The following is a 26,338-nucleotide window of genomic DNA, read 5'->3' as shown; positions in this document are numbered from 1 at the left end:
CCGGTCCAGCAGCCCAGTGCCTGAAGTGCCTTTCGATCGAGCAATTGCCTCCTCCGACATCCTTAGAATCAGGTGTCAGATTATGCAATCGCTTGAAAACCCTCCACGGTTTTCTGCGATGAACCTTTTTTCCATCGTACCGCGCGGGACACGCACGCCGTCACGCTCAATCGAAATCGAACAGGTCGAACACCGATTTCCTGCGACGCCGGCCATCGTGCCGGTAACGGTCATCGTGCGAGCGGCCATCGCGCCCCCAACCATCGTCGCGCCCGCGCGGCGCCTGCGCATCGTGCCGCTCGGGCGCCGCGTCGCGACGCGGCGGCGCATCGCCGGTTTCTCGTGCGATCAGCTTGTCGAGTTCGCCGCGATCGAGCCACACGCCGCGGCAGGTCGGGCAATAGTCGATCTCGATCGACTGGCGCTCGGCCATCAGCAGGTCGGGGGTCTTGCAGACCGGACATTTCATCGCGCTTCTCCTTTCGTTGAGCATTCCGAATCGAGGGCGGGCGCGGCCCGCCCGCCGTGTCAGCGACCTTCGACGCGTGCCGCGCGCTTCGCCTTCGCACGCCGCGCCAGCATGTTCATGCCTTCGACGAACGCCGAGAACGCCATCGCCGCGTAGATATAGCCCTTCGGCACGTGCGACCCGAAGCCTTCCGCGATCAGCGTCATGCCGATCACGACGAGGAACGACAGCGCGAGCATCACGATGGTCGGATTCCGGTCGATGAAACGCGCGAGCGGCTGAGCGGCGAACAGCATCACGCTCACCGCGACGATCACCGCGACGAACATGATCGGGATGTGTTCGGTCATGCCGATCGCGGTCACGATGCTGTCGATCGAAAACACGATGTCGAGCATCACGATCTGGCCGATCGCGGCCCAGACCGTCAGGCCGGCCGCGCCGCCGGACGCACCCGCGCCGTCGCCGTCGTGCGACACGTGATGATGGATCTCGGTGGTCGCCTTCCATACGAGGAACAGGCCGCCCGACAGCAGGATCATGTCGCGCCACGAGAACGGGTGATCGAACACCGTGAACACGGGTTCGGTGAGACTCGCGATCCACGCGACACTGCCGAGCAATGCGAGGCGCATCACCAGCGCGAGCGCGATGCCCAGGCGCTGCGTGCGGGCGCGCTGCGCTTCGGGCAGCTTGTTGCTGAGGATCGAGATGAAGATCAGGTTGTCGATGCCGAGCACGACTTCCATCACGACGAGCGTCAGGAGCGCGGCCCAGACGGCGGGGTCGGCGGCAAGCGTCAGCAGATAGTCCATGAAAAGGGCCGATTCGAATGTGGAAAGCCCGATGTTAGCGAACCCACGGCTTCGTAAAAATCAGAGAGAATCTGATTTTTAGTTCGGTTTTTTCGAAATATCGATCCGATGCTGAATTTTCGTCACCTGTACTATTTCTGGGTCGTCGTGAAGGAAGGCGGCTTCGCGCGCGCCGCGCAGCGGCTCGACATGGCCGTGCAGACGATCAGCGCGCAGGTCCGCGAACTCGAAAAGTCGCTCGGCCACCAGCTGCTGCGCCCGGCGGGCCGCGGCGTCGCGATGACCGATGCGGGCCAGGCCGCGTATGCGCGCGCGGAGGTCATCTTCGAAATGGGTCGGCTGATTCCCGACGAAGTGCGCGCGGCGGCCAGCCAGCCGACCGTGCGGCTCGCGGTCGGCCTGGCGGACGGGATCTCGAAGCTCGCCGCGCATGCGATGCTCGCGCCGGTGCTCGACACGCCCACGCTGCGGCTGCTGTGCCACGAAGGCGAGCACGACGCGCTGCTCGCGGAACTCGCGCTGCACCACCTCGACCTCGTGCTGGCCGGCCAGGGCGCGCCGTCGGGGTCGAATCTGCGCGTGACGAGCGAACGGCTCGTCGCGTCGCCGGTCGACTGGTACGGGCCTGCCGCGCTCGTCACGCCGGCCGCGCGGCAGCGCTTTCCGCAGTGCCTCGCCGAGCTGCCGGTGCTGCTGCCGACCGCCCACTCGGCGCTGCGCGCGCGGCTCGACCGGTGGCTGGAGCGGGAACGGATCGTGCCGCGCATGGCCGGGGAATTCGAGGACAGCGCGCTGATGGCCGTGTTCGCGGCGCGCGGCCTCGGCGTGTTTCCGCTCAGCGAACTCGGCGCGAACGACGCGTCGCTGCTGCGCGGGCTGCGCCTGCTCGGCCGGGCGGGCGACGTGACCGAGGAGATCCATGCGATCCGGTCGCGGCGCGGCGAGCATCATCCGCTGGTGTCGCGGCTGCTCGCGGCCGCGCGGCCTGCGCCGGACGCCTGAAGCGAGCCAGACATCAAACGAAACTATAATGACGCCCCGGCCATACGAGATTGCCACGCGCATCGCAGCGGCCCCGCCGCTGCCCCCCCGGCCCCGCGCGGCATCTCGCCGAGCCTTTTGAAAGACGCCATGCACAACCGATTTCGCCTGTTTTCCGTTTCGTGCGCACTCGCGGCCGCGACCGTGCTGGCGGCGTGCTCGTCGCCGCCCAAGCCGATCTACCAGCAAGAGCAGTTCGACGCGACGAGCAGCCCGTATGCGCACACGTTCCACTCGAAATCCGACGCGGCGTGCGAGGCCGCGCGGCGCGCGCTGCTGAGCCAGGGCTATGTGGTGTCGTCGTCGCGCAACGACGCCGTCGACGGCAGCAAGAATTTCCAGCCGAGCAACGACATGCACGTCGTGATCGAGTTTCACGTCGTGTGCGCGGACGCGAACGCCGACGGCTCGTCGAGCATCGCGTACGTGAACGCGGTGCAGGATCGCTACACGCTGAAGAAGTCGAATACGTCGGCGAGCGTCGGGCTCAGCGTGTTCGGCTCGCTGTCGCTGCCGATCGGGTCGAGCGACGACGCGCTCGTGAAGACCGCGAGCGAGACGATTCCCGCCGGCGTGTTCTACGAGCGCTTCTTCAATCTCGTCGAGCATTTCCTGAAGATCGATCCGGCCCGCCGCGATCGCGCGACCGTGAAGGCGGCCGAGAAGGAACCCGTCACGCCGCTGCCCGAACCCGCACCGACGCCGCAGGGCGAGCCGATGAAGATGACGACGCCGGTCGTGCCGACGCCGGCCGCCGCGCCGGTACCGCTGTCGGTGCCGGGCATCGCGCCGGCTTCGGGCACGTCGGCCGTGCCTGCTGCGCCTGCTCCGGCATCGGCCGTGGTCGCGCCGGGGGCAATGCGGGGTGGCGTGCCGGCTTCGGCTTCGGCCGCAGTCCCGGCTTCGTCGTCCACGTCGGCGCAGGCACCCGCTTCAGCGCCGGTGCCTGCTTCGACATCGGCGCCGGCCCCCGCTTCGGCAGCCGTGCCTGCTTCCACATCCGCTGCGGCGCCTGCCTCCGCTCGGATCCCCGCGTCTGCTTCGGTTCCGCCCGCGTCGACGCCTGCCGCCGCCACGCGCGCGGCAGCAACGCCGGCATCGGCCGCCCCCGCTTCGGCGGCCTCCGCACCCGCTTCGTCGAACTCTGCTCCGGCATCGGCAGACAAAACGCCCGCGCCCGCTGCCGTCGATCCTGTGGCCTCGTCCGCACCCGCAGGTGCCAGCGCGCCAGCCGCGAACTGATCGCGCAGTGCTCTCTGTGCGCCGTGCGCCGGTCGCGCGGCGCGCGATGTTCGCCCTTCCCCGCTGTCCGCGTAATGGTCGAACACCCAAAGGCCGGTTGATGTAACCGGCGATCGCGCACATCCCGTCGCGACGGACCACACGCGTCGCGATTCCGCAGGCGCGCGCGATCATGCGTGCCGTGCGCTCACTCCGCCGTTACTTCTTCACCCGCTTCATCGTCAGGCTGCGCCGCGTCACGCGCGTCGGCGCGTTACCGCAACGTCGCGCTCAGCGTCTGCAGTTGCTCGACCGTCGCCGTCACGCCACCGCACACGATCACCGCGATATCCGACGCGCACGCCAGCACCGGCACCGACTGCTCGAGCGCGGCCAGCGCGGCGCCGCACGCCGGCTCGACGACGATCCGGTGCTCGTCCAGGAACCGCAGCGACGCAGCCACCGCCTGCGCATCCGACACGACGACCGGATGGATCGCATGCCGCTGCGCCCATTCGACCGCCGCGTCGCACGGCCGCTTCGCGCCGAGCGACGTCGCGATGCTCGTGATCGCCTGCAACTCGACCGGACGCCCGTGCGCGACCGAGCGCGCGTAGCTGTCGGCGCCTTCCGTCCCGACGGCGACGACCGGCACGTCTTGCCAGCCGTTGCGCGCGAGCCCCTCGAGCACGCCGCACAGCAACCCGCCGCCGCCGACGGCAAGCACGATGGCGTCGGGCTTCGGGCCGGCCGCGGCCATCTCGTCGATCATCGTCGCGTGCCCTTGCCACAGCACCGGGTCGTCGAACGGATGCACGAACGCGTCGTGCGCGCCGACGGCCGACAGCGCGTACGCATTCGCCTCGGCCCAGCTCGCGCCGTGCACGACCACCTCCGCGCCCTCCGCGCGGATCAGCTCGCGCGCGCGGGCCGATGCGGTTTCCGGCACGACGACGAGCACCGGCACGCCGAGCTCGCGACCGCAATACGCGACCGCGATGCCCGCATTGCCGCCCGACGACGATACGAACCGGCGCGCGCCGGCGGCGTGCCGCGCTTCGCATGCCGCGCCGATGCCGCGCAACTTGAACGAACCGGACGGCTGCAGCGCGTCCAGCTTCAGTCGGATGTTCTTGCCGAAACGGCGCGAAGCGAATTGCGAGCGGACATAGGGCGTCTGGATATGGAGCGGCATGGTGAGGGACACGGTCGGAACACAGGGAATGCACGCGGCCGTAAACAGGCCCGGCAACGTCGATCATCGTAAGGCAGGCGGGCCATGCCTTCCAATACCATCCAATGACACTTGCTATGCTTCGCAGGCATATCCCCGATTCAACAGTGACAGTGGAGTCGATACCGCATGCGTCAGATCGAACTGCGTCACCTGCGTTACTTCGTGGCCGTCGCGCAAGCCGGCAGCGTGATGGCCGGCGCGCGCGCGGCCGGCATCGTCCAGCCGGCGCTGTCGCGACAGATCCGTGAGCTCGAGGAGGCGATCGGCACGCCGCTGCTGATCCGGCGTGCGACGGGCGTCACGCTGACGGCGGCCGGCGCAAGTTTCCTGCGGGATGCGACAGGCCTGCTCGCGACATTGAAGGACAGCCGCGAACGCGCGCTGCGCAGCGCCGCCGGCAAGCTTGGCGAGCTGCGCCTCGGCGCGCTGCCCAACTGCCTGCCGCTGCCGGTCGTCGCGGACGTGCTGAAGGCGTTTCGCGACGCGTGTTCGGACGTGAAGCTGTCGATCGCGCCGATGCTGTCCGCCGAACAGGCGGCAGCGCTGATGCGCGGCCAGCTCGACGGCGGGATCATGGCGTGGCGCCGCGACGAGGCGCCGCATCTGTCGGGCGTGCGGCTGCTAAGCGACCGCTTCGTGCTCGCGATGCCCGCGCCGCCCGGCGGCCGCTTCCGCGCGCCGCGCACGCTCGCCGACGTCGCGCATGAGCCGTTCGTCTGGTTCGACGCGCAGCGCTCCGCCGCGCACCACCGCTTCCTGATGGCGCAGTGCGAACGGGCCGGCTTCACGCCGCGCATCGCGCAGGTGGGTAGCGACATCCCGACGCTGATCGGTCTGGTGGCAGCCGGCATGGGCTGCGCATTCGTGCCGGAAAGCGCGTCGCCGACGTGCCCGCGCACGGTGCGGCTCGTCGCGCTCGACGAACTCGCGAGCCGCTTCGATATCGAGTTCGTATTCGACGGTGCGGCAGTGCCCGCGTCTCCCGTCGTTGAGCGGTTCCTCGAGGCGGTGCGCGATTCGGCCGGCCACGCGGGATGATCGACTGCTACGGCACGCGTGCTCCGCGCGTCGGCGGCGGATCCGGCCGGCCTCGCCGTCCCCGCGCACTAAACATCTGCTCGGGCGCACGAAAAATCTTTCAGATCGATGACGGACGACGACGCCGTGTAGGAATTTTTAAATTGGCGCCAAAAGAGGCCGTTTAACGTCATTTCGAAATGTCAGGCCCCGAAATATACTGCGCCCGCATCCAACCCTCGTGCCAAAGAGAGGATGCTTTTTGCCCCGGTCACGGCCCCCCTGTGACCGGGGCTTTTTTCCGTGGAGCGCCACACCGGCGCGAATCGTCGAACGCCGCGCCTCACGGGCTGCGCGCGCATGCTGCCTCCACGCGCTGCATCGTTCGCAGCGGATCGAGACAATTCAGTGGTGAACCTCGCCGCGTTCGAGCGGCAGGATCAGGCGTTCGGGGATGCTGCGTCGCGACGCGCGCGCACCGACGTAATACAGCACGGCCGGCACGACCAGGCCGAGGATCCACGAGATGTCGGTGCCGCCGAGCGCGTCGACGAGCGGGCCCGTGTAGATGTGGGTCGACATGAACGGCAGCTGCACCAGGATGCCGAGCACGTAGATCGTGATCGCCATCACGTTCCAGCGGCCATAGCGACCGTCCGGATCGGACAGCGCCGGCACGTCGTAGCGCGAGCGCGTGAAGCAGTAATAGTCGACCAGGTTGATCGCGCTCCACGGCGTGAAGAACGCGAGCAGGAACAGAATGAACGCGGTGAATTCCTTCAGGAACGAATGGCGGCCGGCGAGCGCGATCAGCGTCGACACGCAGATCATCCCGAAGATGTACACGAGACGGCTGCGTGACGACACCGCCCGCTTGCCGCGAAACCCGCTGACGATCGTCGCCATCGACATGAAGCTGCCGTATGCGTTGAGCGCGGTCACCGTCACCTTGCCGAATGCGATGCTGAAATACAGCAACGCAGCCACGGCGCCCGTCGAGCCGAGGCCGACGATATAGGACACCTCGTGGTGCGCGAACTGGCTGCCGGCCAGCGCGGCCGCGAACACACCGAACACCATCGCCGCCTGCGCGCCGATCACCGAGCCGAGGCCCACCGCGAGGAACGTGGCGGCCGACGAGGTCGAGCGCGGCAGGTAGCGTGAATAATCGGCGACGTACGGGCCGAACGCGATCTGCCACGATGCGGACAGCGACATCGACAGCAGGAAGCTCGCGAGTGAAAAGTGCCGGTTCGCGAGCAGCGCGCCGACGTCGTGGTTCGCGAACAACTGCGCGAACATGTAGACGAACGCGACGATGCCGATCACGCTGGCGATGCGCCCGACGAAGTGGATCGCGCGATAGCCGAATACCGTCAGCACGACGATCACGGCCGCGAACAGCAGGATGCCGGCCGCGTCGTCGACCTGCAGCAGTTGCGCGACGGCCTGCCCGGCGAGCACCGAGCCGCTGGCGGAGAAGCCGACGTACATCAGGCACACGAGCACGATCGGGATCATCGCGCCGTAGACGCCGAACTGCACGCGGCTCGAGATCATCTGCGGCAAGCCGAGTTGCGGCCCTTGCGCGCCGTGCAGCGCCATCACCGCGCCGCCGACGAGCTGGCCAAGCAGCAACGCGATGAGCGACCAGAACACGTCGCCGCCGAGCACGACGGCCAGCGCGCCCGTGACGATGGCCGTGATCTGCATGTTCGCCGACAGCCACAACGTGAACTGGCTCAGCAGCCCGCCGTGGCGCTCCGCGTCGGGAATGAAATCGATCGAGCGTACCTCGATCAGACCACCGGCCTTTCCACTGGGATTCGTTGACACGGGAAAATCTCCAAGATGCTGAGGATCGCAAATGATTTTGACGACAAGACGGGAAACGTGCCGAGCCGCCCTTCTCGCCCCGGCGGGCCGGCGCGCCGTGAATCGCCGAAGCACGCGCAGCGCACGGCTGCACGCTCGCGCACGGCCGGTACGATTCGCGCCGACAATGCCAGCGGATGATCTTGTATATACAACTCGGACGATATCGGGGATTACCCGGTGTTCCGCAGTCTTGTCGAACGCACGAAAAATCGCGCACGGCCGGCGACCGTGGATGTTGGTTACGCGTAGGAAAAATGAAGGTAAAACGAAATCTCAGGTGCCGGCGGGCGACGCCTGATCGGGTGCGGCAATCATCTCGTCGGCGGGCAGCAGAAACAGCATGTGTCGCGCAGACTCGATGTCGCGCGTGTGCAGCCATGCGTCGTAGTCGTCGCGGCGCAGCATCACGACACCGCGCTTCTCGTCGCCGGGCCGATGCATGCGCGCGAACACCGGATGGTCGTCGGCATTGACCGTGAGCATCGTCATGCCGATGCACTCGCGGCCGTCGGCCGTTTCGTAACGTCGCCAGAGGCCGGCGACGCAGCATGGTTGCCAGCCGTCGACACCGATCCGGTGCCATACGTTGCGGCCCGTTTCGTAGCAGGGCTCGAAGATCCAGCGTACCGGAATCAGGCAGCGCTGGCCGTTGCGCCAGGCGTTGCCGTAGAGCCGCGAAGAACCGACCGTTTCCGCGCGCGCGTTCACCGTATCGAGTTTCTTCCGCTTGCGGCCGTGTTCGTCGAACCGCTCTGGCTGCATGAACTTCGGCCAGAAACCGAACACCGCGCGAACGACCGCGAGACCATCGCCGTCGGCACGCGCAATGGGTGCCGCGTAATCCGGATATACGTCGGGCTCCCAAGGATCGCGACGAAACAGGTCGCCGATGCCGATCCTCAGCTCGCTGATACCCGGGTCTTCATCAGGGGCGCGGTAGTGGGTGCACACGGTTGGGCGGGCGATGGACGCAATGTCTTCATCGTAGGTCAGCGCGCACGCCACGTTTCGCCATCGTGTGGTATGACGAAACAGTCTTACGTCTGCCCGTCCCGCCGCGTGCGGATTTCATCGCCCGCGTGGTCCAGCTTGCCGGTCGACGTCGGGCGGAGACGTCGGCAGAAATCGCATGAATGCGCGGCCGGATCCGTCGAGCAAACGACGAACAGCGTCGCGAAGCCGTTCGCCGCGAGCGCATCGATTACGTACCGAAGCAGCCGCTCGCGCCGTGCCGCGCAACGCGATGCATCAGCCGCATCGTCGGGCACGGCGCGGCGGTAGCGCGGTTCATGCAGCGTCGATCGCTTGCCCTTTCCGTCAGCGTGCGCCGCGACGGCGCGACGCATACAGGCAGATGAGTTCCAGCGCGATCGTCGCACCGGCCAGCGACGTGATTTCCGCATGGTCGTACGGCGGCGACACTTCGACCACGTCCATTCCGACCAGGTTGATGCCGTCGAGCCCGCGCAGGATCTCGAGCGCCTGGTGGCTCGACAGTCCGCCCGACACCGGCGTGCCCGTGCCGGGCGCGAAGGCCGGATCGAGACAGTCGATGTCGAACGTCAGGTACACGGGATGATCGCCGACGCGCTCGCGGATCCGCGCGGCGACCGCCGCGGGCGTCGACGCATGCACGCTGCGCGCATCCTGGATCTCGAAGCCCATCGGCTCGTCGTTGGTCGTGCGAATCCCGACCTGCGTCGAGCGTTCGGGCACGACCCATCCCTCCCGCGCCGCGTGATAAAACATCGTGCCGTGATCGATCCGCTTCACGTCGAGATCGGGCCACGTGTCGGTGTGCGCGTCGAAATGCACGAGCGACAGCGGCCCGTGCACCTTCGCATGCGCCTTCAGCAACGGATACGTGATGAAGTGATCGCCGCCGAGCGTCAGCATCGCGCAGCCGCGCGCGAGAATCGCGTCCGCATGGCGTTCGATCGCGCCCGGCACCGATTCGGGCTGCCCGAGATCGAACGCGCAGTCGCCGTAGTCGACCGCCGCGAGCACGTCGAACGGATCGAATGCCCACGGCCACGGACGTTCCCACGCGATGCCGGTCGACGCGATCCGCAGCCCGCGCGGACCGAAGCGCGTGCCGGGCCGGTGCGACGCGGCCGCATCGAACGGCACGCCGGTGATCGCGAGATCGACGCCGTCGAGATCGCGGCTGAAGCGCCGGCGCATGAAGCTCGTCGCACCGGCGAAGGTCGGTTCGGCCTGCGTGCCGTAAAGGGTGTCGCGCGTGAACGCGAGATCGTTCTGGGTCATGGTCGGATTCCTGTCGTGGGGAGAACGCGGTCGCGCGGCTCGCGACCTCGTGCCGGATTCTGCCGTGGCGTCATCCAACGAAAAATATGAACTAACATAAGCTGACTTCACAAAACGCGATGTATCGTCATGCTGACCCGATTGAGAGACATGGATGTGCAGTTGCTTCGGCTCTTCGTCACGATCGTCGAGAGCGGCGGCTTCAGCGCGGCGCAAGGCACGCTCGGGATGGCGCCGTCGACGATCAGCACGCAGATGGCCAAGCTCGAGACGCGCATCGGCTTCCGGCTGTGCGAGCGCGGCAAAAGCGGCTTCCGGCTCACGCCGAAGGGTGAACGCGTGCTGCAGTCGACCCGGCGCCTGCTGCAGGCGATGGACGCCTTCACGCGCGATACGCAGCACGTGTCGGGCACGCTGCTCGGCGAGCTGCGCATCGGCTTGTCCGAGCGGCTCGCGCCGGACGTCGTCGAAGCGATCGCGACGGCCGTCGGCCGTTTTCGCACGCAGGCGCCGGACGTGCTGGTCGAAATGCTCGCGGTCGCGCCCGATGAACTGGAGCGCAAGCTGCTGAAAGGCGAGCTGCAGCTCGCGATCGGGTATTTCTCCGGGCACCAGGCCGGCCTGAACCATGTGCCGCTGTTCGTCGAGCAGCAGTCGCTCTATTGCGGCGCGCGGCATCCGCTGGCCGCCAAGCGAACCGTGTCGGTCAACGACGTCGAACGCGCGAGCAACGTCGCGCGGCTCTACAAGACCGGCACCGCCGGCTCGGCGCTGCGCAATACGCGGCCGACCGCGTTCTCCGAAAACGTCGATGCGGACGTGATCTTCATCCTGTCCGGCGCGCACGTCGGCTTCCTGCCCGACCATGTCGCGGCGCCGTGGGTCGCGGCGGGCAAGATGCGCAGGCTGCTGCCGGGCAAGTTGAGCCACGCCGTTGAATTCCAGCTCGCGACGCCGCGCAACAGCGACGGCAGCGAAGTGCTCGACGCGTTCTGCGATGCCCTCGCGGAACAGTTCGGACCGCTTGACGATGTCGGGCGCGACTAGCCGGTTCGGGCGGTTCGTTCGTGCTTGCGCGCCGGCCCGAGGTATCGGCACCGGGTCGGTGCGCGTATCAGTTCAGGCGAGCTGCTCCGAACCGATCACGTGCACGCCCGGACGCGCGTCGAGCGCGGCGTCGAGCAGCGCGCGCGCAATGCGCAGTGCGGGATTGACGCGCCACTTCCTCGGCAGCAGCGGACCGGCGGCGCTCAACGCAAGCACCAGCATCCGTTCGCCGAAGCGGAATTCGTCGCGGCTGCCACCGATCAGGCCCGGCCGCACGCAGGTAAGCGACGCGAACCCCACGCCCGCGAGCGCGCGTTCGACCTCGCCCTTCACGCGGTTGTAGAAGATGCGTGAGCGCGGATCGGCACCGAGCGCGGAACTGAGTACGTAGGTCGGCGTGCCAGCCCGGTGCGCGAGCCGCGCGACCGCGAGCGGATAGTCGTGATCGACGCGCCGGAATGCGGGCTGCGAGCCCGCGACGCGCATCGTGGTGCCGAGCGTGCAGATCACCGCATCGGCCTGCCACCAGTCGGCCGCCTCGGGCAGGTGATCGAAGTCGACTTCCAGCGCGCGCATTTTCGGATGCGGCGACAACGGCCGGCGCGCGAGCACGACGATCTGGTCCACCCGCGCGTCGGCGAGCGCGGCATCAAGGACGTGGCGCCCGACGAGTCCGGTCGCGCCGACGAGCAACAGTTTCATGGGCAGTCATTCCGTGTGACGCTGGTGAATCGACGTGAACCGACACGATGAACGCTCCGCGCCGGAGGGTCAACCACAACCCGCATCACGCCCGCCACGAGCGCGTTCCCGCCTGCCGCGACACGCACGGTGCGACACCGGCCTGGCGCTTGTACGCCTGCGCGAAAGAGGACATGTCGCTGAACCGCGGCTCCTCCGCGATCTCCTCGATCGACGGCCGCCCTTCAGCGACTAGCGCCTGCGCGCGCGTCTTGCGCATTCCGTTCGAGACGCCACGGAAACACGCGCCCTCTTCCCGCAGCCGTCCGCGGAAGACAATGTCGAACCCGGTGCGGGAAATCCGAAGCCGCCGCCGGCAGTCGACACAAACAACGAGCCCCGCCGCGGCGGGGCTTCGGTCGATCATGCGCGCTCACACGTGCAGCGCATGCCCGAGCGCGCGCAACGCCGCCTCCTGCATCGCTTCGCCGAGCGTCGGATGCGCGTGGATCGTGCCGCCGATGTCCTCGAGCCGCGCGCCCATCTCGAGCGACTGCGAGAACGCCGCGGCCAGTTCCGACACGCCGCGACCGACCGCCTGCCAACCGACGATCAGGTGCGTGTCGCGCCGCGCGACGACGCGCACGAAGCCGTCGTTCGCCTGCAGCGTCATCGCGCGGCCGTTCGCCGCGAACGGAAACGACGCGCTGATGCAGTCGACGCCGGCCGCCTTCGCGTCGTCGGGCGACCAGCCGGACGTGACGACTTCAGGATCGGTGAAGCACACGGCCGGAATCGATGCCGGCGTGAACTTGCGGCGGCGTCCGGCGATCAGCTCGGCCACCATCTCGCCCTGCGCCATCGCGCGATGCGCGAGCATCGGCTCGCCGGCCACGTCGCCGATCGCCCATACGTTGCGCATCGACGTCCTGCATTCGTCATCGATGCGCAGCGCGCGGCCATTGCGATCGAGCGGCAGCGATTCGAGCCCGAAGCCGTCGACGCGCGGCCGTCGGCCCACCGCGACCAGCACGCGATCGGCCGCCAGCGTGCTCTGCGCGCCGTCGGGTGCCTGTACGCGCACCGCGCCGTCGCTCGCGAGACCGAGCACCGTGTGGCCGAGCCGCAGCCCGACGCCGAGCCGCGCGAGCGAATCGGCGACCGGCTTCGCGAGTTCGGCGTCGTACGCGGGCAGCACGCGCTCGGCCGCCTCGACGATGGTGACGTCGACGCCGAGCTTGCGATAGACGAATCCGAGTTCCAGTCCGATGTACCCGGCACCGACGACGACCAGCCGCTTCGACAACGACGCGGGCGACAGCGCCTCCGTCGACGACACGACGTGCCCGCCGAACGGCATCGACGGCAGCGCGACCGGTTCCGAGCCGGTCGCGAGCAACAGGTGCTCGCAGGCGATCCGCGTCGTGTGGTCGCCCGCGATGATGTCAACCGTCTTGCCGTCGACCACGCGCGCGTCGCCGTGCAGCACGCGCACGCCGTGCTTCTTCAGCAGCGCGCCGACGCCGCGCGTGAGCCGCTCGACGATGCCGTCCTTCCACGCGACGCTTTTCGCGATGTCGATCTCCGGCGCGCGCACGCGAATCCCGAGCATTCCGTCGCCGGCCTGCCCGCATGCCTGCTCGAACGCGTCGGCGACGTGGATCAGCGCCTTCGACGGAATGCAGCCGATGTTCAGGCACGTGCCGCCGAGCCGTTCGCGCTCGACGAGCACCGTCGGAATACCGAGCTGTCCCGCGCGAATCGCGGCGACGTAACCGCCCGGTCCGCCGCCGATCACGAGCAATGTGGTGTGTTCGTTCTTCATCGTTCTCACTCCACGAACAGCAGCGCCGGGCGCTCGAGCAATCCGCGCACGGCCTGGATGAATTCGGCCGCGTCCGCGCCGTCGACGACGCGATGATCGAACGACGACGACAGGTTCATCATCTTGCGCGCGACGATCGCGCCGTCGCGGATCATCGGCCGCTCGACGATCCGGTTCACGCCGACGATGCCGACCTCGGGATGGTTGATGACCGGCGTCGACACGATGCCGCCGCGCGCACCGAGGCTCGAGATCGTGATCGTCGAGCCCGTGAGCTCGTCGCGCTGCGCGCGGTTCGCGCGCACCGCGTCGGCGAGCCGCGCGATTTCCGCCGAGATCGACCACACGTCGCGCGCTTCCGCATGCCGCAGCACCGGCACGGTGAGACCGCCGTCCGTCTGCGTCGCGACGCCCATGTGCACCGCGCCGTAGCGCGTGACGACACCGGCTTCGTCGTCGTAGCGCGCGTTGATCTGCGGGAACTCGCGCAGCGCGATCACCATCGCTCGGATCAGCAGCGGCAGCGGCGTGAGGCGGCCGCGCGTGTCGCCGTGACGCCGGTTCAACTCGGCGCGCAGCGATTCGAGCTCGGTGACGTCGACCTCCTCGACGTAAGTGAAGTGCGGAATGCGGCGCTTCGCTTCCTGCATCTTGCGCGCGATCGCGCGGCGCAGGCCAATTACCGGCACGTCGGTTTCGTCGTTGCGTTCGTCGTAGCCGCGCGCTTGCGATCCGCGTGCAGCGCCGCCGCCCGTGCGTGCATACGCATCGAGGTCCGCATGCAGGATCCGCCCGGCTTCGCCCGTGCCGCGCACGTAGCGCAGCTCGATGCCCATGTCCCATGCGCGCTGGCGTACCGCCGGCGACGCGAGCGGCCGTTCACCCGGCGCGAGTGCCGCGCGCGGCGGCACCGCGTGTTCCGCGCGGCGCGGCTCGGCCGGCACGCGGGGCGCGGCGTGCGTCGTCGCCTTCGGCGACGCATGTGCTTCGGATCCCTCATCGATATCAGACGGTTCGGCACGCACATCGGCCGTCGCCGGAGCTTGCGCCACCTCCGCGCCGGGCCCGCTCGCCTTCGCGCCAGGCTTCAGGTTGCCGTCGCCTTCGACTTCGAGACGGATCAACTCGCTGCCGACCGCCATCATCTCGCCGATCCGCCCGCCGAGTTCCAGCACCTTGCCGGCCACCGGCGACGGAATCTCCACGGCCGCCTTGTCGGTCATCACATCGGCGAGCGGCTGGTCTTCGGCGATCGTCTGCCCCGGTTGCACGTGCCAGGCGACCAGCTCGACCTCGGCAATCCCTTCGCCGATATCCGGCATCTTGATGACATGAATCCCCATCTCAGGCCTCCATCACGCGTCGCAACGCTTCGCCGACCCGGGCCGGCCCGGGGAAATACGCCCATTCCTGCGCGTGCGGATACGGCGTGTCCCAGCCCGTCGTCCGCTCGATCGGCGCTTCGAGATGGTAGAAGCAGTGCTCCTGCACGAGCGACACCAGCTCCGCGCCGTAGCCGCAGGTACGCGTCGCCTCGTGTACCACCACGCAGCGACCGGTCTTGCGCACCGACGCGACGATCGTGTCGAGATCGACCGGCCACAACGTGCGCAGGTCGATCACTTCCGCGTCGATGCCGGTTTCCTCGGCGGCCGCCAGCGACACGTGCACGGTCGTGCCGTATGTCAGCACCGTCAGGTCGTTGCCGGGTCGCACGACGGCGGCCGTATCGAGCGGCACCGTGTAATAGCCTTCCGGCACCGCGCTGCCCGGATGCTTGAGCCACGACGTGACCGGACGCTCGTGATGGCCATCGAACGGCCCGTTGTACAGGCGTTTCGGCTCGAGGAAGATCACCGGATCGTCGTTCTCGATCGACGCGATCAGGAGTCCTTTCGCGTCGTACGGATTCGACGGCATCACCGTACGCAATCCGCAGACCTGAGTGAACATCGCCTCCGGGCTCTGGCTGTGCGTCTGCCCGCCGTAGATGCCGCCGCCACACGGCATCCGGATCGTCATCGGCGCGGTGAACTGGCCCGCGGAGCGGTAGCGCAGCCGCGCGCCTTCCGACACGATCTGGTCGGACGCCGGATAGAAGTAGTCCGCGAACTGGATCTCGCAGACCGGCCGCAATCCGTACGCGCCCATCCCGACCGCGGCGCCGACGATCCCGCCTTCCGAGATCGGCGCATCGAACACGCGCGACTTGCCGTACTTCGCCTGCAGCCCCTCGGTGCAGCGGAACACGCCGCCGAAGTAGCCGACGTCCTGCCCAAACACGACCACGTCGTCGTCGCGGGCGAGCATCACGTCCATTGCCGAGCGCAGCGCCTGGATCATCGTCATCGGCTGCGCCGATGCCGTCGTCGTTTCATGTTGCGCCATGATCACGCTCCCAGTTCCTGGCGCTGACGGCGCAGGTGCGCGGGCAGCTCCTTGTACACGTCGTCGAACATCGAGGCCGGCGACGGAATCCGGTCGTCGGCCAGCGTCCCGAACTTCTCCGCTTCCTTCTGCGCGGCGATCACCTCGGCTTCCAGCTCGGCCGTGAGCGCGTCGTGCGCGCTGTCCGACCAGATGCCCTTCGCGATCAGGTGCTGCTTGAAGCGGGCGGTCGGATCGCCGAGCGGGAAATGGGCCCAGTCGTCGCTCGGCCGGTATTTCGACGGATCGTCCGACGTCGAGTGCGCGCCGGCGCGATAGGTCACCCACTCGATCAGCGTCGGGCCGAGATTGCGGCGCGCGCGCTCGGCCGCCCACGCCGATGCCGCGTAGATCGCGAGGAAGTCGTTGCCGTCGACGCGCAGCGAAGCGATGCCGCAGCCGACGCCGCGCCCGGCGAACGTCGTGCCCTCGCCGCCCGCGATCGCCTGGAACGTCGAGATCGCCCACTGGTTGTTGACCACGTTCAAAACGACCGGCGCGCGATACACGTGCGCGAACGTGAGCGCGGTGTGGAAGTCGGATTCCGCGGTCGCGCCGTCGCCGATCCACGCGGACGAGATCTTCGTGTCGCCCTTGATTGCCGACGCCATCGCCCAGCCGACCGCCTGGATAAACTGCGTCGCGAGATTGCCCGAGATCGAGAAGAAGCCGGCTTCGCGGTCCGAATACATGACCGGAAGCTGGCGTCCCTTCAACGGGTCGCCCTCGTTCGACATCAACTGGCAGATCATCCGTTCGAGCGGCACGTCACGCGCGATCAAGATGCTTTGCTGGCGGTAGGTTGGGAAGCACATGTCGCCATGGCGCAGCGCCATCGCGTGCGCGGCGCCGATCGCCTCCTCGCCGAGGCTCACCATGTAGAAGGAAATCTTCTTCTGGCGCTGCGCGATCATCATGCGCGCGTCGAAGATGCGCGTCTTGAGCATCGCGCGCATCCCGGCGATCAGGTGCGCATCGTCGAGGTCCGGCGCCCATGGTCCGAGGGCTTCGCCGTGATCGTCGAGCACGCGCACCAGGCTGCGGGCGAGATGGGCGGTGTCCGCCGGCGCAACGTCGATCGGCGGGCGGCGGACCGCGCCGGCCGGCGACAGATGCAGATAGGAAAAATCCGTCTTGCAGCCCGGACGCCCGGTGGGCTCCGGCACATGCAGACGCAATGGCTCTGACAGGCTCATCGTGTCGTCTCCACGCTCGATTGTGTCTCACGCTGATGGAAGCGCGCGGCCGGTTGACGGCTCGCGCGCGGGCTGGCGCACGGATAAGCGCGCCAATCTTGAAAATCTATGCCTTATGGCGCGAAACGTCGATGACCAACCCGCTCGTTGCGGGTGAGCAGATTTGCCATGGCGGATGTGGATGGACGATCGGTGCGGCTGGTGGAGCGAACGCACGCCGCCCGTGCTGCGATGCGTCAACAGCCGGTGAAGCGTGCGTATCGAGGCCGGACCGATCGGTAGACGACGAGCATGTCGGACGATACGAAGGAAAAGACCCCGCGAAATCCTGGATCCGGGCGGGGCCTGGTGTGTCGGGCGCTTGCGCGCCCGCCTCGCCGGGTGGCCCCGGCGGGCGATGCATCACGCGTCGGGGCGCGCGATGTCGAAGCGGCTGTCGGGCCTCACGTGCGCGTACGCCGACGGGCCGCCCGCACGCAGAATGATGCCCGCGCCGAACGTGTCGAAGATGCCGTCCTTCAGCAGGTCATGCCGAATATGCACGGCGATGACCTCGCCGAGCACCAGCGTCGCCGGAGTCTCGATGCCGCGGTGATCGCGCAGCGGGATCACGTCGGTCACCTTGCATTCGAAGTTCACGCCGCTTTCCGCCACGCGCGGCACGTCGACGACGCGCGACGCAATCGCGGTCAGGCCGCCGAGGTCGAATTCGTTGACGCCGTACGGCACCGCAGCGCAGGTCTGGTTCATCCGCTCGGCAAGGTCGCGCGTCGCGAGGTTCCACACGAACTCGCCGGTTTCCTGCACGTTGCGCAGGCTGTCCTTCGCGGCGATGCTCGAAAAGCCGATGATCGGCGGACGATAGTTGAACGCGTTGAAGAAGCTGTACGGCGCGAGATTGACCGTGCCGTCGGCGCCTCGGGAGGAAATCCAGCCGATCGGGCGCGGGCCGATGATCGCGTTCAGCGGATCGTGCGGGAGGCCGTGGCCTTGTGCGGGTTCGTAATAGTGGTAGGTGGAGTCGGTCATGGCGAGTGACGTTGCGGCGGGAACATCTGTTCGGATAGATCGTATCGCGATGGTAAACGCGAAGCGCGCATCGCGCTCGCACGGCGATGGCACCACGTCCCGCCAGGCATGCTCGTAACGGCATCCTCCATCGAGTCGCCTCCGTGTGCGGCGCGTGGCGCCATCCGTCCTCGTGTGCAGCCCGCCGTGCTCCTCAGGCACCATCGACAAGAAAGCCCGCAGAAGCGGGCTTTGACATCGCAATTCATTTCACCGCGCCGTTTTGCCTCGCGCGACTTTCCGCTTGCGCGCTTCGCTTGGTGCGGGCCTGGTTCGCGCAGATACGCAGCCCAGGACTCGTGCGACCCTCAGCGAACAATTGGCGATGCAACTTGCCCGGGGCCCGGCCCGGGAATGTCTATGTCCGACAGCGCCATATCGAGGCACGTCATGTATTCGTAGATATGCTGATAGCCAACCTGCGTGTGGAAATCACGGATGTGTCCATTCACCGTACCGTCGAGCCGGTATTGCATCGGCGTCGTCACCGACGCTGAAAGATCGGCCGCTCCCCATTGCGCGTAAGCCAGGGGCCGGGTAGCCGCGGAAACCGCATCGACGGCAATCTTCGTATCGAGCGGAGTATCCAGCCCCGCATCGCTGTAGACGTCCTTCACCTGCAGAATGGTGTCCGCATTCCAGGCCATCGGAACGATATCCCGCGAATTGAACACGCGCACCGCACGGTCCCGCATTTGCTGGTTGAAATAGTCGGCAAATGCCGCATTGCCTGCTGTCGGGCCCGCGAATGTCTGGCAGTTGTACGTGTGGGCCTGCAAGCCATTCTGATTCTTCAGGTACAACACGATCGCGGATGCCAGCGCGCCGCCGAGGCTGTGCCCGATGACGTTGACGACCGACGACGGCTGCACGGTCCTCAGAAAGTCTGCAAGCTTCACGCGACTTGAATCCGGCGTGTCCAGCACGTAAAACAACGCCCCGTTGGTACCCGCCGATATGCGTGCGTCGGACGGGCAGTCCCGCACATACGCGCTGAACGGTTCAAGCGTTCCGAACGAAAAGTCGCCCATGAGATCGAGCGGCGATTCGAAATTGGTGCCGCTCGTCACGACCGAATATTCGCCGGTGGCGGTCGATTGCAACACGGCCGTGACATTGGCGGCATAGCCATTCCCGTCCGATACGATGGCGGGCCCCCAAACGATCGCAAACTGATCGTTCCGCGTCATCCGCGATCCGTTCAGGCGATCCACGATGATCTTTTTCACCTGCGGGGCTGTCGGATGCTGGATGCCGTGTCCGAATTTGTCCGTGGCCGCGTTGTTCAGCACATAGGCCAACGTGAGGTTGACCTGCATTTGCCCGAGTTTGCTGGATGTCATGGTTCGTCGCCTCGTCGTCGCACTGCGGAAGGGAATCATTGCGAGTAACGCCGGCTCCTGGCCGCTTGCGCCGGTGCAAATGTCATTCGGTGCGCAACGACGGTTCTTCAATTGCAGACGGCGCAGGTTCGCAATAATCGCGCAAATAATGGCGCACGCATTAAAGCGAAACAACCTGTCGATATTGGCAGGTGCCATTGAGCCATTTTCGGATTCACGTCAAATACCGGCCCTTATTTTTATTGAATAAATTCAACATCACCAAATCGATGTTCTCCGTTTCAAATAATCGCATCACCATCCCGATATTTTCGATAAGCGAATAAATTGGTGCGGACACGTAACATCGCTTACCTCTGAAGAATTTTCGACTAGAATTCGATCCGACGTGGCCACGTCGAGCATCGTATGACAACTCGGAGAACAACGATGGCAGACTACGTGAAGTACGGCGATGTTATTCGACTCACCAACGGCTACGGGGGCAACTGGAAAGGCGGTTATCTGTGCGTGGGCGGCCCTGCCCGAGTCGATGGCGGCCAGGATTATGTGGGAACCGTCTCGTCGCTCAGCGGAAATGAAACGGCAACGCAATGGATTATCGTTTCGCCGCTCAATCAGAAACCCAAAGGGCAAAACGTCGTCAGTTGCGACCAGATTCTGCTTCAGAGCGTCAAGGACAACAGCTATCTGGCCCTGTTCAATAACAATGCCAATAACGGCCAAAATCTCGACGTCGCTACATCGGGCGGCCTGGGCGGCACCGGATCCGTCGCCTGGCATATTTTCATTCGCTCGAATCCCCAGAACGATCCGAAGCTGATTACCGAAGACCAGCTATTTTTACTGAATTCGTTCAATAACGGCGCCGGATTCCTCGATACGCGGGGCGAAGGACAATCCGGCTTCCTGTACAACGTCTCGGCTTCGTTGCTGGTGGATCGAGAAGGGAGCGGCAGCGGTGCATGGATGATCACGCGCGGTTAGGCGTCGAGCCTCGGTCCCGTGTGCAACGGCATTGGGCCGAGGCGCCATCCTGGCGATACGCCAACCCGCCTTCAACGGCGATGCGTGCCGTCGACAACTGCAGCGGGATGGTGGAGTCGACGAGAGATCGATCCGGAGAGGAAACGGCTGGCGCGCACGCAACGGCTCGGCCCATGCCGCCGCCTGACCCGGACGCGTGTCGGCAAATACGAAATGGTGCCGGGGACCGGACTCGAACCGGCAAGCCAATCAAGGCGGCGGATTTTCGTCACACTGCTTCTTTCAAAGCCGGCGTCGTCGATACGACACCGTTCGTGCGCTGGACTATGCCTTCGCCGTCGCGCGCGGGCGTGATCGCCACCCGTGCGCCTTAGGCGCCCCCCGTCTAGTCTCTACACCTTCCTCGCTCGAGCTGTACCGCGAGGCTTGGCTCGGCGTTGCCTCGACGCGCGTCGCGCATCAGGGGTTTCGCCGAATTTGAAGGGTTCTGCACCGACCGTTTCCGGCCGGGCACTCAATCATTTAAGTCCGCTATGTTTACCAATTTCATCACCCCGGCAAAAGGGCGGACGCGATTCTACCATTGCTTGCACATGCATTAGCTGATTCACGCGTATTGCATCGCGATGCAGCATGTCGGCGCGCACCGTGCACGCGCGGATTCATCCGGCGTCTTCGACATCCACGCGACACGGTCGTCGATTTCGCCCCGCACCGCAGCATCCGCCGATACAATCGAATCCGCCCCGCTCGCCGGGCGCTGAAACATCTGACGTTTGTATCGCAATGTCGACGAAACAGACGTCTCATGCGTCATCGCGAAGTCACAAACGTTTTCGATAATTTCCTCGCCGAAAACGTTTACATCGCATCACGCCATGACCCCGACCATCAAGGACGTCGCCGCACTCGCCGGCTTCTCGATCGCTACCGTCTCGCGCGCGATCAACGCGCCGCACACCGTCAGCCCCGCCACGCTGGCGACGATCCGCACCGCCATCGACACGCTGCAGTTCCGCCCGAGCCCGCTCGGCCGGCAGTTGCGCGGCGAGCGCACGCGGCTGGTCGGCGTCGTCGTGCCGACGCTGTCGAACCCGGTGTTCGCCGACTGCCTGCAGGGCATCGACGAACTCGCGACCGCAGCCGGCTTCAAGCTGATCCTGATGACGACCGAATACGACGCCGCGCGCGAACGCCATGCGATCGAGACGCTGCGCGAGCAACGCGTCGAGGGGCTGATCCTGACCGTCGCCGATGCGGACACGCATCCGCTGCTCGACATGCTCGACCGCGACGGCCCGCATTACGTGCTGATGCACAACGACACGCAACGCCGCCCGTCGGTGTCGGTCGACAACCGCCGCGCCGCCTATGACGGCGTCCGTCTGCTGACCGCGCGCGGCCACCGTCGCGTGCTGATGCTGGCCGGCTCGCTCGCCGCGTCGGATCGCGCACGCCAGCGCCATCTGGGCTACGCGCAGGCACTCGAGGAAGCCGGCGTCGCGACGCTGCCGCCGGTGGAAGTCGACTTCAACGCGGCCGAGCTTCCCGACGCGGTGCTCGCGCACCTGACCGCGCAAGCCACGCGCCCGACCGCCCTCTTCTGCAGCAACGACCTGCTCGCGATGGTCGTGATGCGCGGCCTGCGTCGAGCAGGCTTCTCGATTCCCGACGACCTGTCGGTGCTCGGCTTCGACGGCATCGCGATCGGCGAGCTGCTCGCGCCGCCGCTTGCGAGCGTCGCGACGCCGAACCAGGACATCGGCCGCCATGCATGGCGGCGTCTCGTCGAATGCATTGGCGGTGCGACGATCGAGCGCACGTCGCTGATCCTGCCGCATACGGTACGCGACGGCGCGACGGTCGCGTCGCCGGCCGCCGACCTTCAGCTGCACCAAGCCTGAACACGCGCCGCGCCACCGCGCGCGGCGCGGCGACATACCCTCACCCCGCCCGGAGACCCACCGTGTCCTTTCGCCTGACCTCGCTGCTGCGCGTGCTCGCCGCACCCGTCGCCTGCGCCGCGCTCGTCGCGCTCGCCCCCGCTGCCCACGCCGACGAAACCGCGATCTGCTACAACTGCCCGCCCGAATGGGCGGACTGGGCCGCGCAGATCGCGGCAATCAAGCAGAAGACCGGCATCCGCGTGCCGTTCGACAACAAGAACTCCGGCCAGGCGATCGCGCAGCTGATCGCGGAGCAGAAGAGCCCGGTCGCCGACGTCGTCTATCTCGGCGTGTCGTCGGCATTCCAGGCAAAGGACAAGGACGTGATCGCGCCGTACAAGCCCACGCACTGGAACGACATCCCGGCGAACCTGAAGGATCCGCAAGGCTACTGGTTCGCGATCCACTCGGGCACGCTCGGCTTCTTCGTGAACAAGGATGCGCTCGACGGCAAGCCCGTCCCGCGTTCGTGGGCGGACCTGCTGAAGCCCGAATACAAGGGCATGGTCGGCTATCTCGATCCGTCCAGCGCGTTCGTCGGCTACGCGGGCGCGGTCGCCGTCAACCAGGCGCTCGGCGGCAGCCTCGACAACTTCAAGCCGGCGCTCGACTGGTTCCGCAAGCTGAAGGCGAACGCGCCGATCGTGCCGAAGCAGACCGCGTATGCACGCGTGCTGTCCGGCGAGATTCCGATTCTGCTCGACTACGACTTCGATGCGTATCGCGCGAAGTACAAGGATCACGCGAACGTCGAGTTCGTGATTCCGAAGGAAGGCACGATCGCGGTGCCGTACGTGATGAGCCTCGTCAAGGGCGCGCCGCACGATGCGAACGGCCGGAAGGTGCTCGACTTCGTGCTGTCCGACGAAGGCCAGAAGCTGTGGGCCAACGCATACCTGCGCCCGGTGCGTGCGCAGACGCTCGGCGCGGACGTCGCCGCGAAGTTCCTGCCGGCGAGCGAATATGCGCGCGCGAAATCGGTCGACTTCGGCAAGATGGCGGCCGGTCAGCAGGCGTTCGGCCAACAATACCTGCAGGTGATGCAGTAAGCGCCGGACTCACGCCATGCTCGACCTGACTTTCCCGCTGCGCTGGCGCGTCGCGCTCGTCGCGCCGGCGCTGGCGGTGTTCGCCGCGTTCTGGCTGCTGCCGATGGCGGCACTCGTGCACGTATCGGCCGACGGCGCGTTCTTCACGCAGTACGCGGCACTGCTCGGCAACGCGCGCTACATGAAGAGCCTCGGCGAAACGGTCGCGTTGTCGGCCGGCGTCACGCTCGCGACGCTCGCGCTGTCGACGATCTCGGGCCTGCTGCTCGCACGTCGCGAATTCGCCGGCAAGCGCGTGCTGCTCGCGCTGCTCACCTTTCCGCTCGCGTTCCCGGGCGTCGTGGTCGGCTTCATGGTGATCATGCTCGCCGGCCGGCAAGGGCTGATCGGAATGCTGTCCGCGAAGCTGACCGGCGACAAGTGGGTGTTCGCGTATTCGGTTGCCGGGCTGTTCGTCGGCTACCTGTACTTCTCGATCCCGCGCGTGATCGTCACGGTGATCGCGGCCGCGTCGAAGCTCGACGCGTCGCTCGAGGAAGCGGCGCGCTCGCTCGGCGCGTCGCCGTGGCGCATCTTCGCCGACATCGTGCTGCCGGCGCTCGCGCCGGGCCTGATCGCCGCCGGCGCGATCTGCTTCGCGACCGCGATGGGCGCGTTCGGCACCGCCTTCACGCTCGCCACCGACCTGAACGTGCTGCCGATGACGATCTACACCGAATTCACGCTGAACGCGAACATCGCGACGGCCGCCGGCCTGTCGATCGTGCTCGGCATCGTCACGTGGGCCGTGCTCGCGCTCGCGCGCCGGTTCACCGGCCACACCGCCGCCGCCGCGGCCTGAGGATTCCTTCATGCAATCGCTTTCCGGTTCGTCCGCGCCGTCGCCGGCGCCTGCCCCATCGCACGCGACCGGCGCCGCGCGCCGCGCACCGCGCGTGTCGGGCGCGCGTGCGATCGCCGCGCTGCAATGGGGCGTCACCCTGCTGCTGTGCGCGTTCCTGATCGTGCCCGTCGTGATGTCGGTGCTCGCGGGCCTCACCGTCAACTATTTCCGCGGACTGTCGAGCGGCCTCACGCTGCGCTGGCTCGAACAGGTGTGGCAGCAATACCAGGGATCGGTCGTGCTGTCGCTCGGCGTCGCGTTCGCGACGCTCGCGATCGTGCTCGTCGTCGGCGTGCCGGCCGGCTATGCGCTCGCGCGCAGCAAGAATCGCGTCGCCCGTGTGATCGAGGAAGCGCTCGTGCTGCCGGTCGCGCTGCCGGGCCTCGCGTCCGCGCTCGCGCTGCTGGTGGTGTACGGCGGCTTCACCGCGTTCCGGATGAGCCTCTGGTTCATCGTCGTCGGCCACGTCGTGTTCACGCTGCCGTTCATGGTGCGCGCGGTCGCGGCCGTCGCCGCGGGTGCCGACCTGCGCACGCTCGAGGAAGGCGCGGCGAGCCTCGGCGCGTCGTTCGTCACGCGCTTCGTCACGATCGTGCTGCCGAACCTGCGCCCCGGCATCGTCGCGGGCGCGCTCGCGGTACTCACGCTGTCGATCGGCGAATTCAACCTCACGTGGATGCTGCACACGCCCGATACGAAGACGCTGCCCGTCGGACTCGCCGACACCTACGCATCGCTGCGCCTCGAAGTCGGCAGCGCGTACACGATCGTGTTCCTGCTGATGACGCTGCCGCTTCTCGTCGCGATGCAGTGGCTGGGCGTCGATCCGTCCGGCACGCGCGCGCTGAAGCGTCGCCCGCGCTGACCCTGCGTTGACCTTCCCGCTCCCATGAAACTCGAATCCACTTCCATCACCCTGACCCGCTGCGCGAAGACGTTCCGCGGCACGCGCGTGCTCGAGCCGCTCGACCTGTCGATCGGCGCGGGCGAGACGCTCGTGCTGCTCGGCCCGTCGGGCTGCGGCAAGACGACGACGCTGCGCCTGATCGCCGGCCTCGACACGCCGGACGCCGGCGGCACGATCCTGTTCGGCGGCGACGACGTGACCGCGCTGCCGATCGAGCGCCGCCAGGTCGGCATGGTGTTCCAGAACTACGCGCTGTTCCCGAACCTGACGGTGCGCGGCAACGTCGGCTACGGGCTGAAGATCCGCAAGACGGAGCCGCGCGCGCTGCGCGCGCGCGTCGACGAATTGCTCGCGATGATGCGGCTCGACGCGCATGCGGACAAGCCGGTCGATCAGCTGTCGGGCGGCCAGCGCCAGCGTGTCGCGCTCGCGCGCGCGCTCGCGGTGCGCCCGCGCGTGCTGCTGCTCGACGAGCCGTTGACCGCGCTCGATGCGAAGCTGCGCGACGTGCTGCGTCGCGACATGAATGCGCTGCTGCGCGAGCTCGGCGTGACGACCGTCTACGTCACGCACGACCAGGCCGAGGCGATGGAGCTCGGCGACCGGATCGTCGTGATGGGTGCGGGCCGCATCGAGCAGATCGGCACGCCGCGCGACATCTATTACCGGCCGGCGAACCGCACGGTCGCGCAGTTCATCGGCACGCTGAACCGGCTTGCGGGACAATGGCGCGATGGCGCGCTCGTGACGACGGGAGGCTCGATCGTCACGCCGCACGCCGCCGACGAGTGGTTCTTCCGCCCGGAGGATGCACAGCTCGCCGATCCCGCGCATGCGCCGCTGCGCGGCGCGATCGGCGCGTGCGCATTCCTCGGCGAGCGCACGCGGCTCACGATCGAGCACGCCGCGCCCGACGCGCTCGTGATCGACGTGCCGGGACGCATCGAGCTCGCACGCGGCACGGCGGTCGGGCTCGCGATCGCGGCGGAAGGCCTGATCGCACTCGCCGCGTGACAACGCCCCACGATAATCA

The 26,338-nt window shown here is 67.1% G+C and carries 24 protein-coding genes; 10 read left to right on the top strand and 14 right to left on the bottom strand.

Annotated elements, in window-relative coordinates:
- Window positions 1-166 precede the first annotated feature (166 nt).
- Together HW466_RS27880 and HW466_RS27875 are read right to left on the bottom strand one after the other, a co-directional pair.
- The gene (locus HW466_RS27880) at window positions 167-469 is read right to left on the bottom strand and encodes a TFIIB-type zinc ribbon-containing protein (protein ID WP_059769808.1); all 303 of its coding nucleotides are present in this window, start codon (window positions 467-469) and stop codon (window positions 167-169) included.
- 59 nt (window positions 470-528) lie between these two features.
- Window positions 529-1,284: a TerC family protein gene (locus tag HW466_RS27875; protein WP_059506041.1), complete on the bottom strand. Its 756-nt coding sequence runs from the start codon at window positions 1,282-1,284 to the stop codon at window positions 529-531.
- A 108-nt stretch (window positions 1,285-1,392) separates the two neighbouring features.
- Here HW466_RS27875 and HW466_RS27870 point away from each other — a divergent pair, with 108 nt between their 5' ends.
- Both HW466_RS27870 and HW466_RS27865 read left to right on the top strand, forming a co-directional pair.
- Window positions 1,393-2,286 carry a LysR family transcriptional regulator gene (locus HW466_RS27870; protein WP_060348603.1) on the top strand — a complete coding sequence of 298 codons (894 nt, stop codon included), beginning with the start codon at window positions 1,393-1,395 and terminating at the stop codon, window positions 2,284-2,286.
- Between the two features lie 129 nt (window positions 2,287-2,415).
- A complete protein-coding gene (locus HW466_RS27865) occupies window positions 2,416-3,567 on the top strand; it encodes a DUF2242 domain-containing protein (RefSeq protein WP_174905956.1) in 1,152 nt (383 codons plus the stop codon).
- Between the two features lie 253 nt (window positions 3,568-3,820).
- Here the strand turns inward: HW466_RS27865 and HW466_RS27860 are convergent, their stop codons facing one another.
- Window positions 3,821-4,741 (bottom strand): pyridoxal-phosphate dependent enzyme, encoded by a 921-nt coding sequence (locus tag HW466_RS27860; protein WP_151006860.1) that lies wholly within the window; start codon window positions 4,739-4,741, stop codon window positions 3,821-3,823.
- 168 nt (window positions 4,742-4,909) lie between these two features.
- On the opposite strand from HW466_RS27860, the gene HW466_RS27855 reads away from it, so the two are divergent.
- Window positions 4,910-5,821 (top strand): LysR family transcriptional regulator, encoded by a 912-nt coding sequence (locus tag HW466_RS27855; protein WP_174905957.1) that lies wholly within the window; start codon window positions 4,910-4,912, stop codon window positions 5,819-5,821.
- 384 nt (window positions 5,822-6,205) lie between these two features.
- On the opposite strand, the gene HW466_RS27850 is transcribed toward HW466_RS27855, so the two are convergent.
- The 3 genes from HW466_RS27850 to speB all read right to left on the bottom strand — a co-directional run bounded on the left by HW466_RS27850 (window position 6,206) and on the right by speB (window position 9,946).
- The gene (locus HW466_RS27850; protein ID WP_151005835.1) at window positions 6,206-7,636 is read right to left on the bottom strand and encodes a purine-cytosine permease family protein; all 1,431 of its coding nucleotides are present in this window, start codon (window positions 7,634-7,636) and stop codon (window positions 6,206-6,208) included.
- A gap of 315 nt (window positions 7,637-7,951) precedes the next feature.
- Entirely contained in the window at window positions 7,952-8,629 is a 678-nt protein-coding gene (locus HW466_RS27845; RefSeq protein WP_151005838.1) for an SOS response-associated peptidase family protein, read from the bottom strand.
- A gap of 366 nt (window positions 8,630-8,995) precedes the next feature.
- Complete coding sequence (gene speB / locus HW466_RS27840; RefSeq protein ID WP_151005839.1) at window positions 8,996-9,946, bottom strand: agmatinase; 951 nt, start codon at window positions 9,944-9,946, stop codon at window positions 8,996-8,998.
- A gap of 129 nt (window positions 9,947-10,075) precedes the next feature.
- On the opposite strand from speB, the gene HW466_RS27835 reads away from it, so the two are divergent.
- Complete coding sequence (locus HW466_RS27835) at window positions 10,076-10,993, top strand: LysR family transcriptional regulator (protein WP_151005841.1); 918 nt, start codon at window positions 10,076-10,078, stop codon at window positions 10,991-10,993.
- Window positions 10,994-11,065: 72 nt separating this feature from the next.
- Here HW466_RS27835 and HW466_RS27830 read toward each other — a convergent pair whose 3' ends face one another.
- From HW466_RS27830 to HW466_RS27795, 8 genes are all read right to left on the bottom strand, one after another.
- Window positions 11,066-11,695, bottom strand: coding sequence for an NAD(P)H-binding protein (locus HW466_RS27830; RefSeq protein WP_151005843.1), 630 nt, complete (start codon window positions 11,693-11,695; stop codon window positions 11,066-11,068).
- A gap of 85 nt (window positions 11,696-11,780) precedes the next feature.
- Window positions 11,781-12,101: a helix-turn-helix transcriptional regulator gene (locus tag HW466_RS27825; RefSeq protein ID WP_239006029.1), complete on the bottom strand. Its 321-nt coding sequence runs from the start codon at window positions 12,099-12,101 to the stop codon at window positions 11,781-11,783.
- Window positions 12,102-12,107: 6 nt separating this feature from the next.
- Complete coding sequence (gene lpdA / locus HW466_RS27820) at window positions 12,108-13,499, bottom strand: dihydrolipoyl dehydrogenase (protein WP_174905958.1); 1,392 nt, start codon at window positions 13,497-13,499, stop codon at window positions 12,108-12,110.
- 5 nt (window positions 13,500-13,504) lie between these two features.
- Complete coding sequence (locus HW466_RS27815; protein ID WP_174905959.1) at window positions 13,505-14,842, bottom strand: dihydrolipoamide acetyltransferase family protein; 1,338 nt, start codon at window positions 14,840-14,842, stop codon at window positions 13,505-13,507.
- Between the two features lies 1 nt (window position 14,843).
- Entirely contained in the window at window positions 14,844-15,887 is a 1,044-nt protein-coding gene (locus HW466_RS27810; RefSeq protein ID WP_059806161.1) for an alpha-ketoacid dehydrogenase subunit beta, read from the bottom strand.
- Between the two features lie 2 nt (window positions 15,888-15,889).
- Window positions 15,890-17,122 (bottom strand): 3-methyl-2-oxobutanoate dehydrogenase (2-methylpropanoyl-transferring) subunit alpha, encoded by a 1,233-nt coding sequence (locus HW466_RS27805; RefSeq protein ID WP_151005148.1) that lies wholly within the window; start codon window positions 17,120-17,122, stop codon window positions 15,890-15,892.
- A gap of 402 nt (window positions 17,123-17,524) precedes the next feature.
- A complete protein-coding gene (locus tag HW466_RS27800) occupies window positions 17,525-18,151 on the bottom strand; it encodes a flavin reductase family protein (RefSeq protein WP_059449403.1) in 627 nt (208 codons plus the stop codon).
- Window positions 18,152-18,498: 347 nt separating this feature from the next.
- Window positions 18,499-19,731 (bottom strand): lipase family protein, encoded by a 1,233-nt coding sequence (locus HW466_RS27795; protein WP_239006028.1) that lies wholly within the window; start codon window positions 19,729-19,731, stop codon window positions 18,499-18,501.
- 231 nt (window positions 19,732-19,962) lie between these two features.
- Between HW466_RS27795 and HW466_RS27790 the strand changes: the two genes are divergently transcribed.
- The 6 genes from HW466_RS27790 to HW466_RS27765 all read left to right on the top strand — a co-directional run bounded on the left by HW466_RS27790 (window position 19,963) and on the right by HW466_RS27765 (window position 26,319).
- Window positions 19,963-20,520: a hypothetical protein gene (locus tag HW466_RS27790; protein ID WP_059449405.1), complete on the top strand. Its 558-nt coding sequence runs from the start codon at window positions 19,963-19,965 to the stop codon at window positions 20,518-20,520.
- Window positions 20,521-21,398: 878 nt separating this feature from the next.
- The gene (locus HW466_RS27785) at window positions 21,399-22,424 is read left to right on the top strand and encodes a LacI family DNA-binding transcriptional regulator (RefSeq protein ID WP_059449406.1); all 1,026 of its coding nucleotides are present in this window, start codon (window positions 21,399-21,401) and stop codon (window positions 22,422-22,424) included.
- Between the two features lie 62 nt (window positions 22,425-22,486).
- Window positions 22,487-23,515 (top strand): ABC transporter substrate-binding protein, encoded by a 1,029-nt coding sequence (locus tag HW466_RS27780; protein ID WP_151005146.1) that lies wholly within the window; start codon window positions 22,487-22,489, stop codon window positions 23,513-23,515.
- Between the two features lie 16 nt (window positions 23,516-23,531).
- On the top strand, window positions 23,532-24,356 hold the full coding sequence (locus HW466_RS27775) for an ABC transporter permease (RefSeq protein WP_059449408.1): 825 nt from the start codon (window positions 23,532-23,534) through the stop codon (window positions 24,354-24,356).
- A gap of 10 nt (window positions 24,357-24,366) precedes the next feature.
- Window positions 24,367-25,263, top strand: a complete 897-nt coding sequence (locus tag HW466_RS27770) for an ABC transporter permease (protein WP_059506006.1) — start codon at window positions 24,367-24,369, stop codon at window positions 25,261-25,263.
- Window positions 25,264-25,287: 24 nt separating this feature from the next.
- Window positions 25,288-26,319 carry an ABC transporter ATP-binding protein gene (locus tag HW466_RS27765; protein ID WP_059545992.1) on the top strand — a complete coding sequence of 344 codons (1,032 nt, stop codon included), beginning with the start codon at window positions 25,288-25,290 and terminating at the stop codon, window positions 26,317-26,319.
- The last annotated feature ends 19 nt before the right edge of the window (window positions 26,320-26,338 follow it).

It is taken from the genome of Burkholderia territorii, assembly GCF_902833055.1.
In the GTDB taxonomy this organism is placed as follows: domain Bacteria; phylum Pseudomonadota; class Gammaproteobacteria; order Burkholderiales; family Burkholderiaceae; genus Burkholderia; species Burkholderia territorii.
This window is presented reverse-complemented; position numbering and strand designations above follow the sequence as displayed.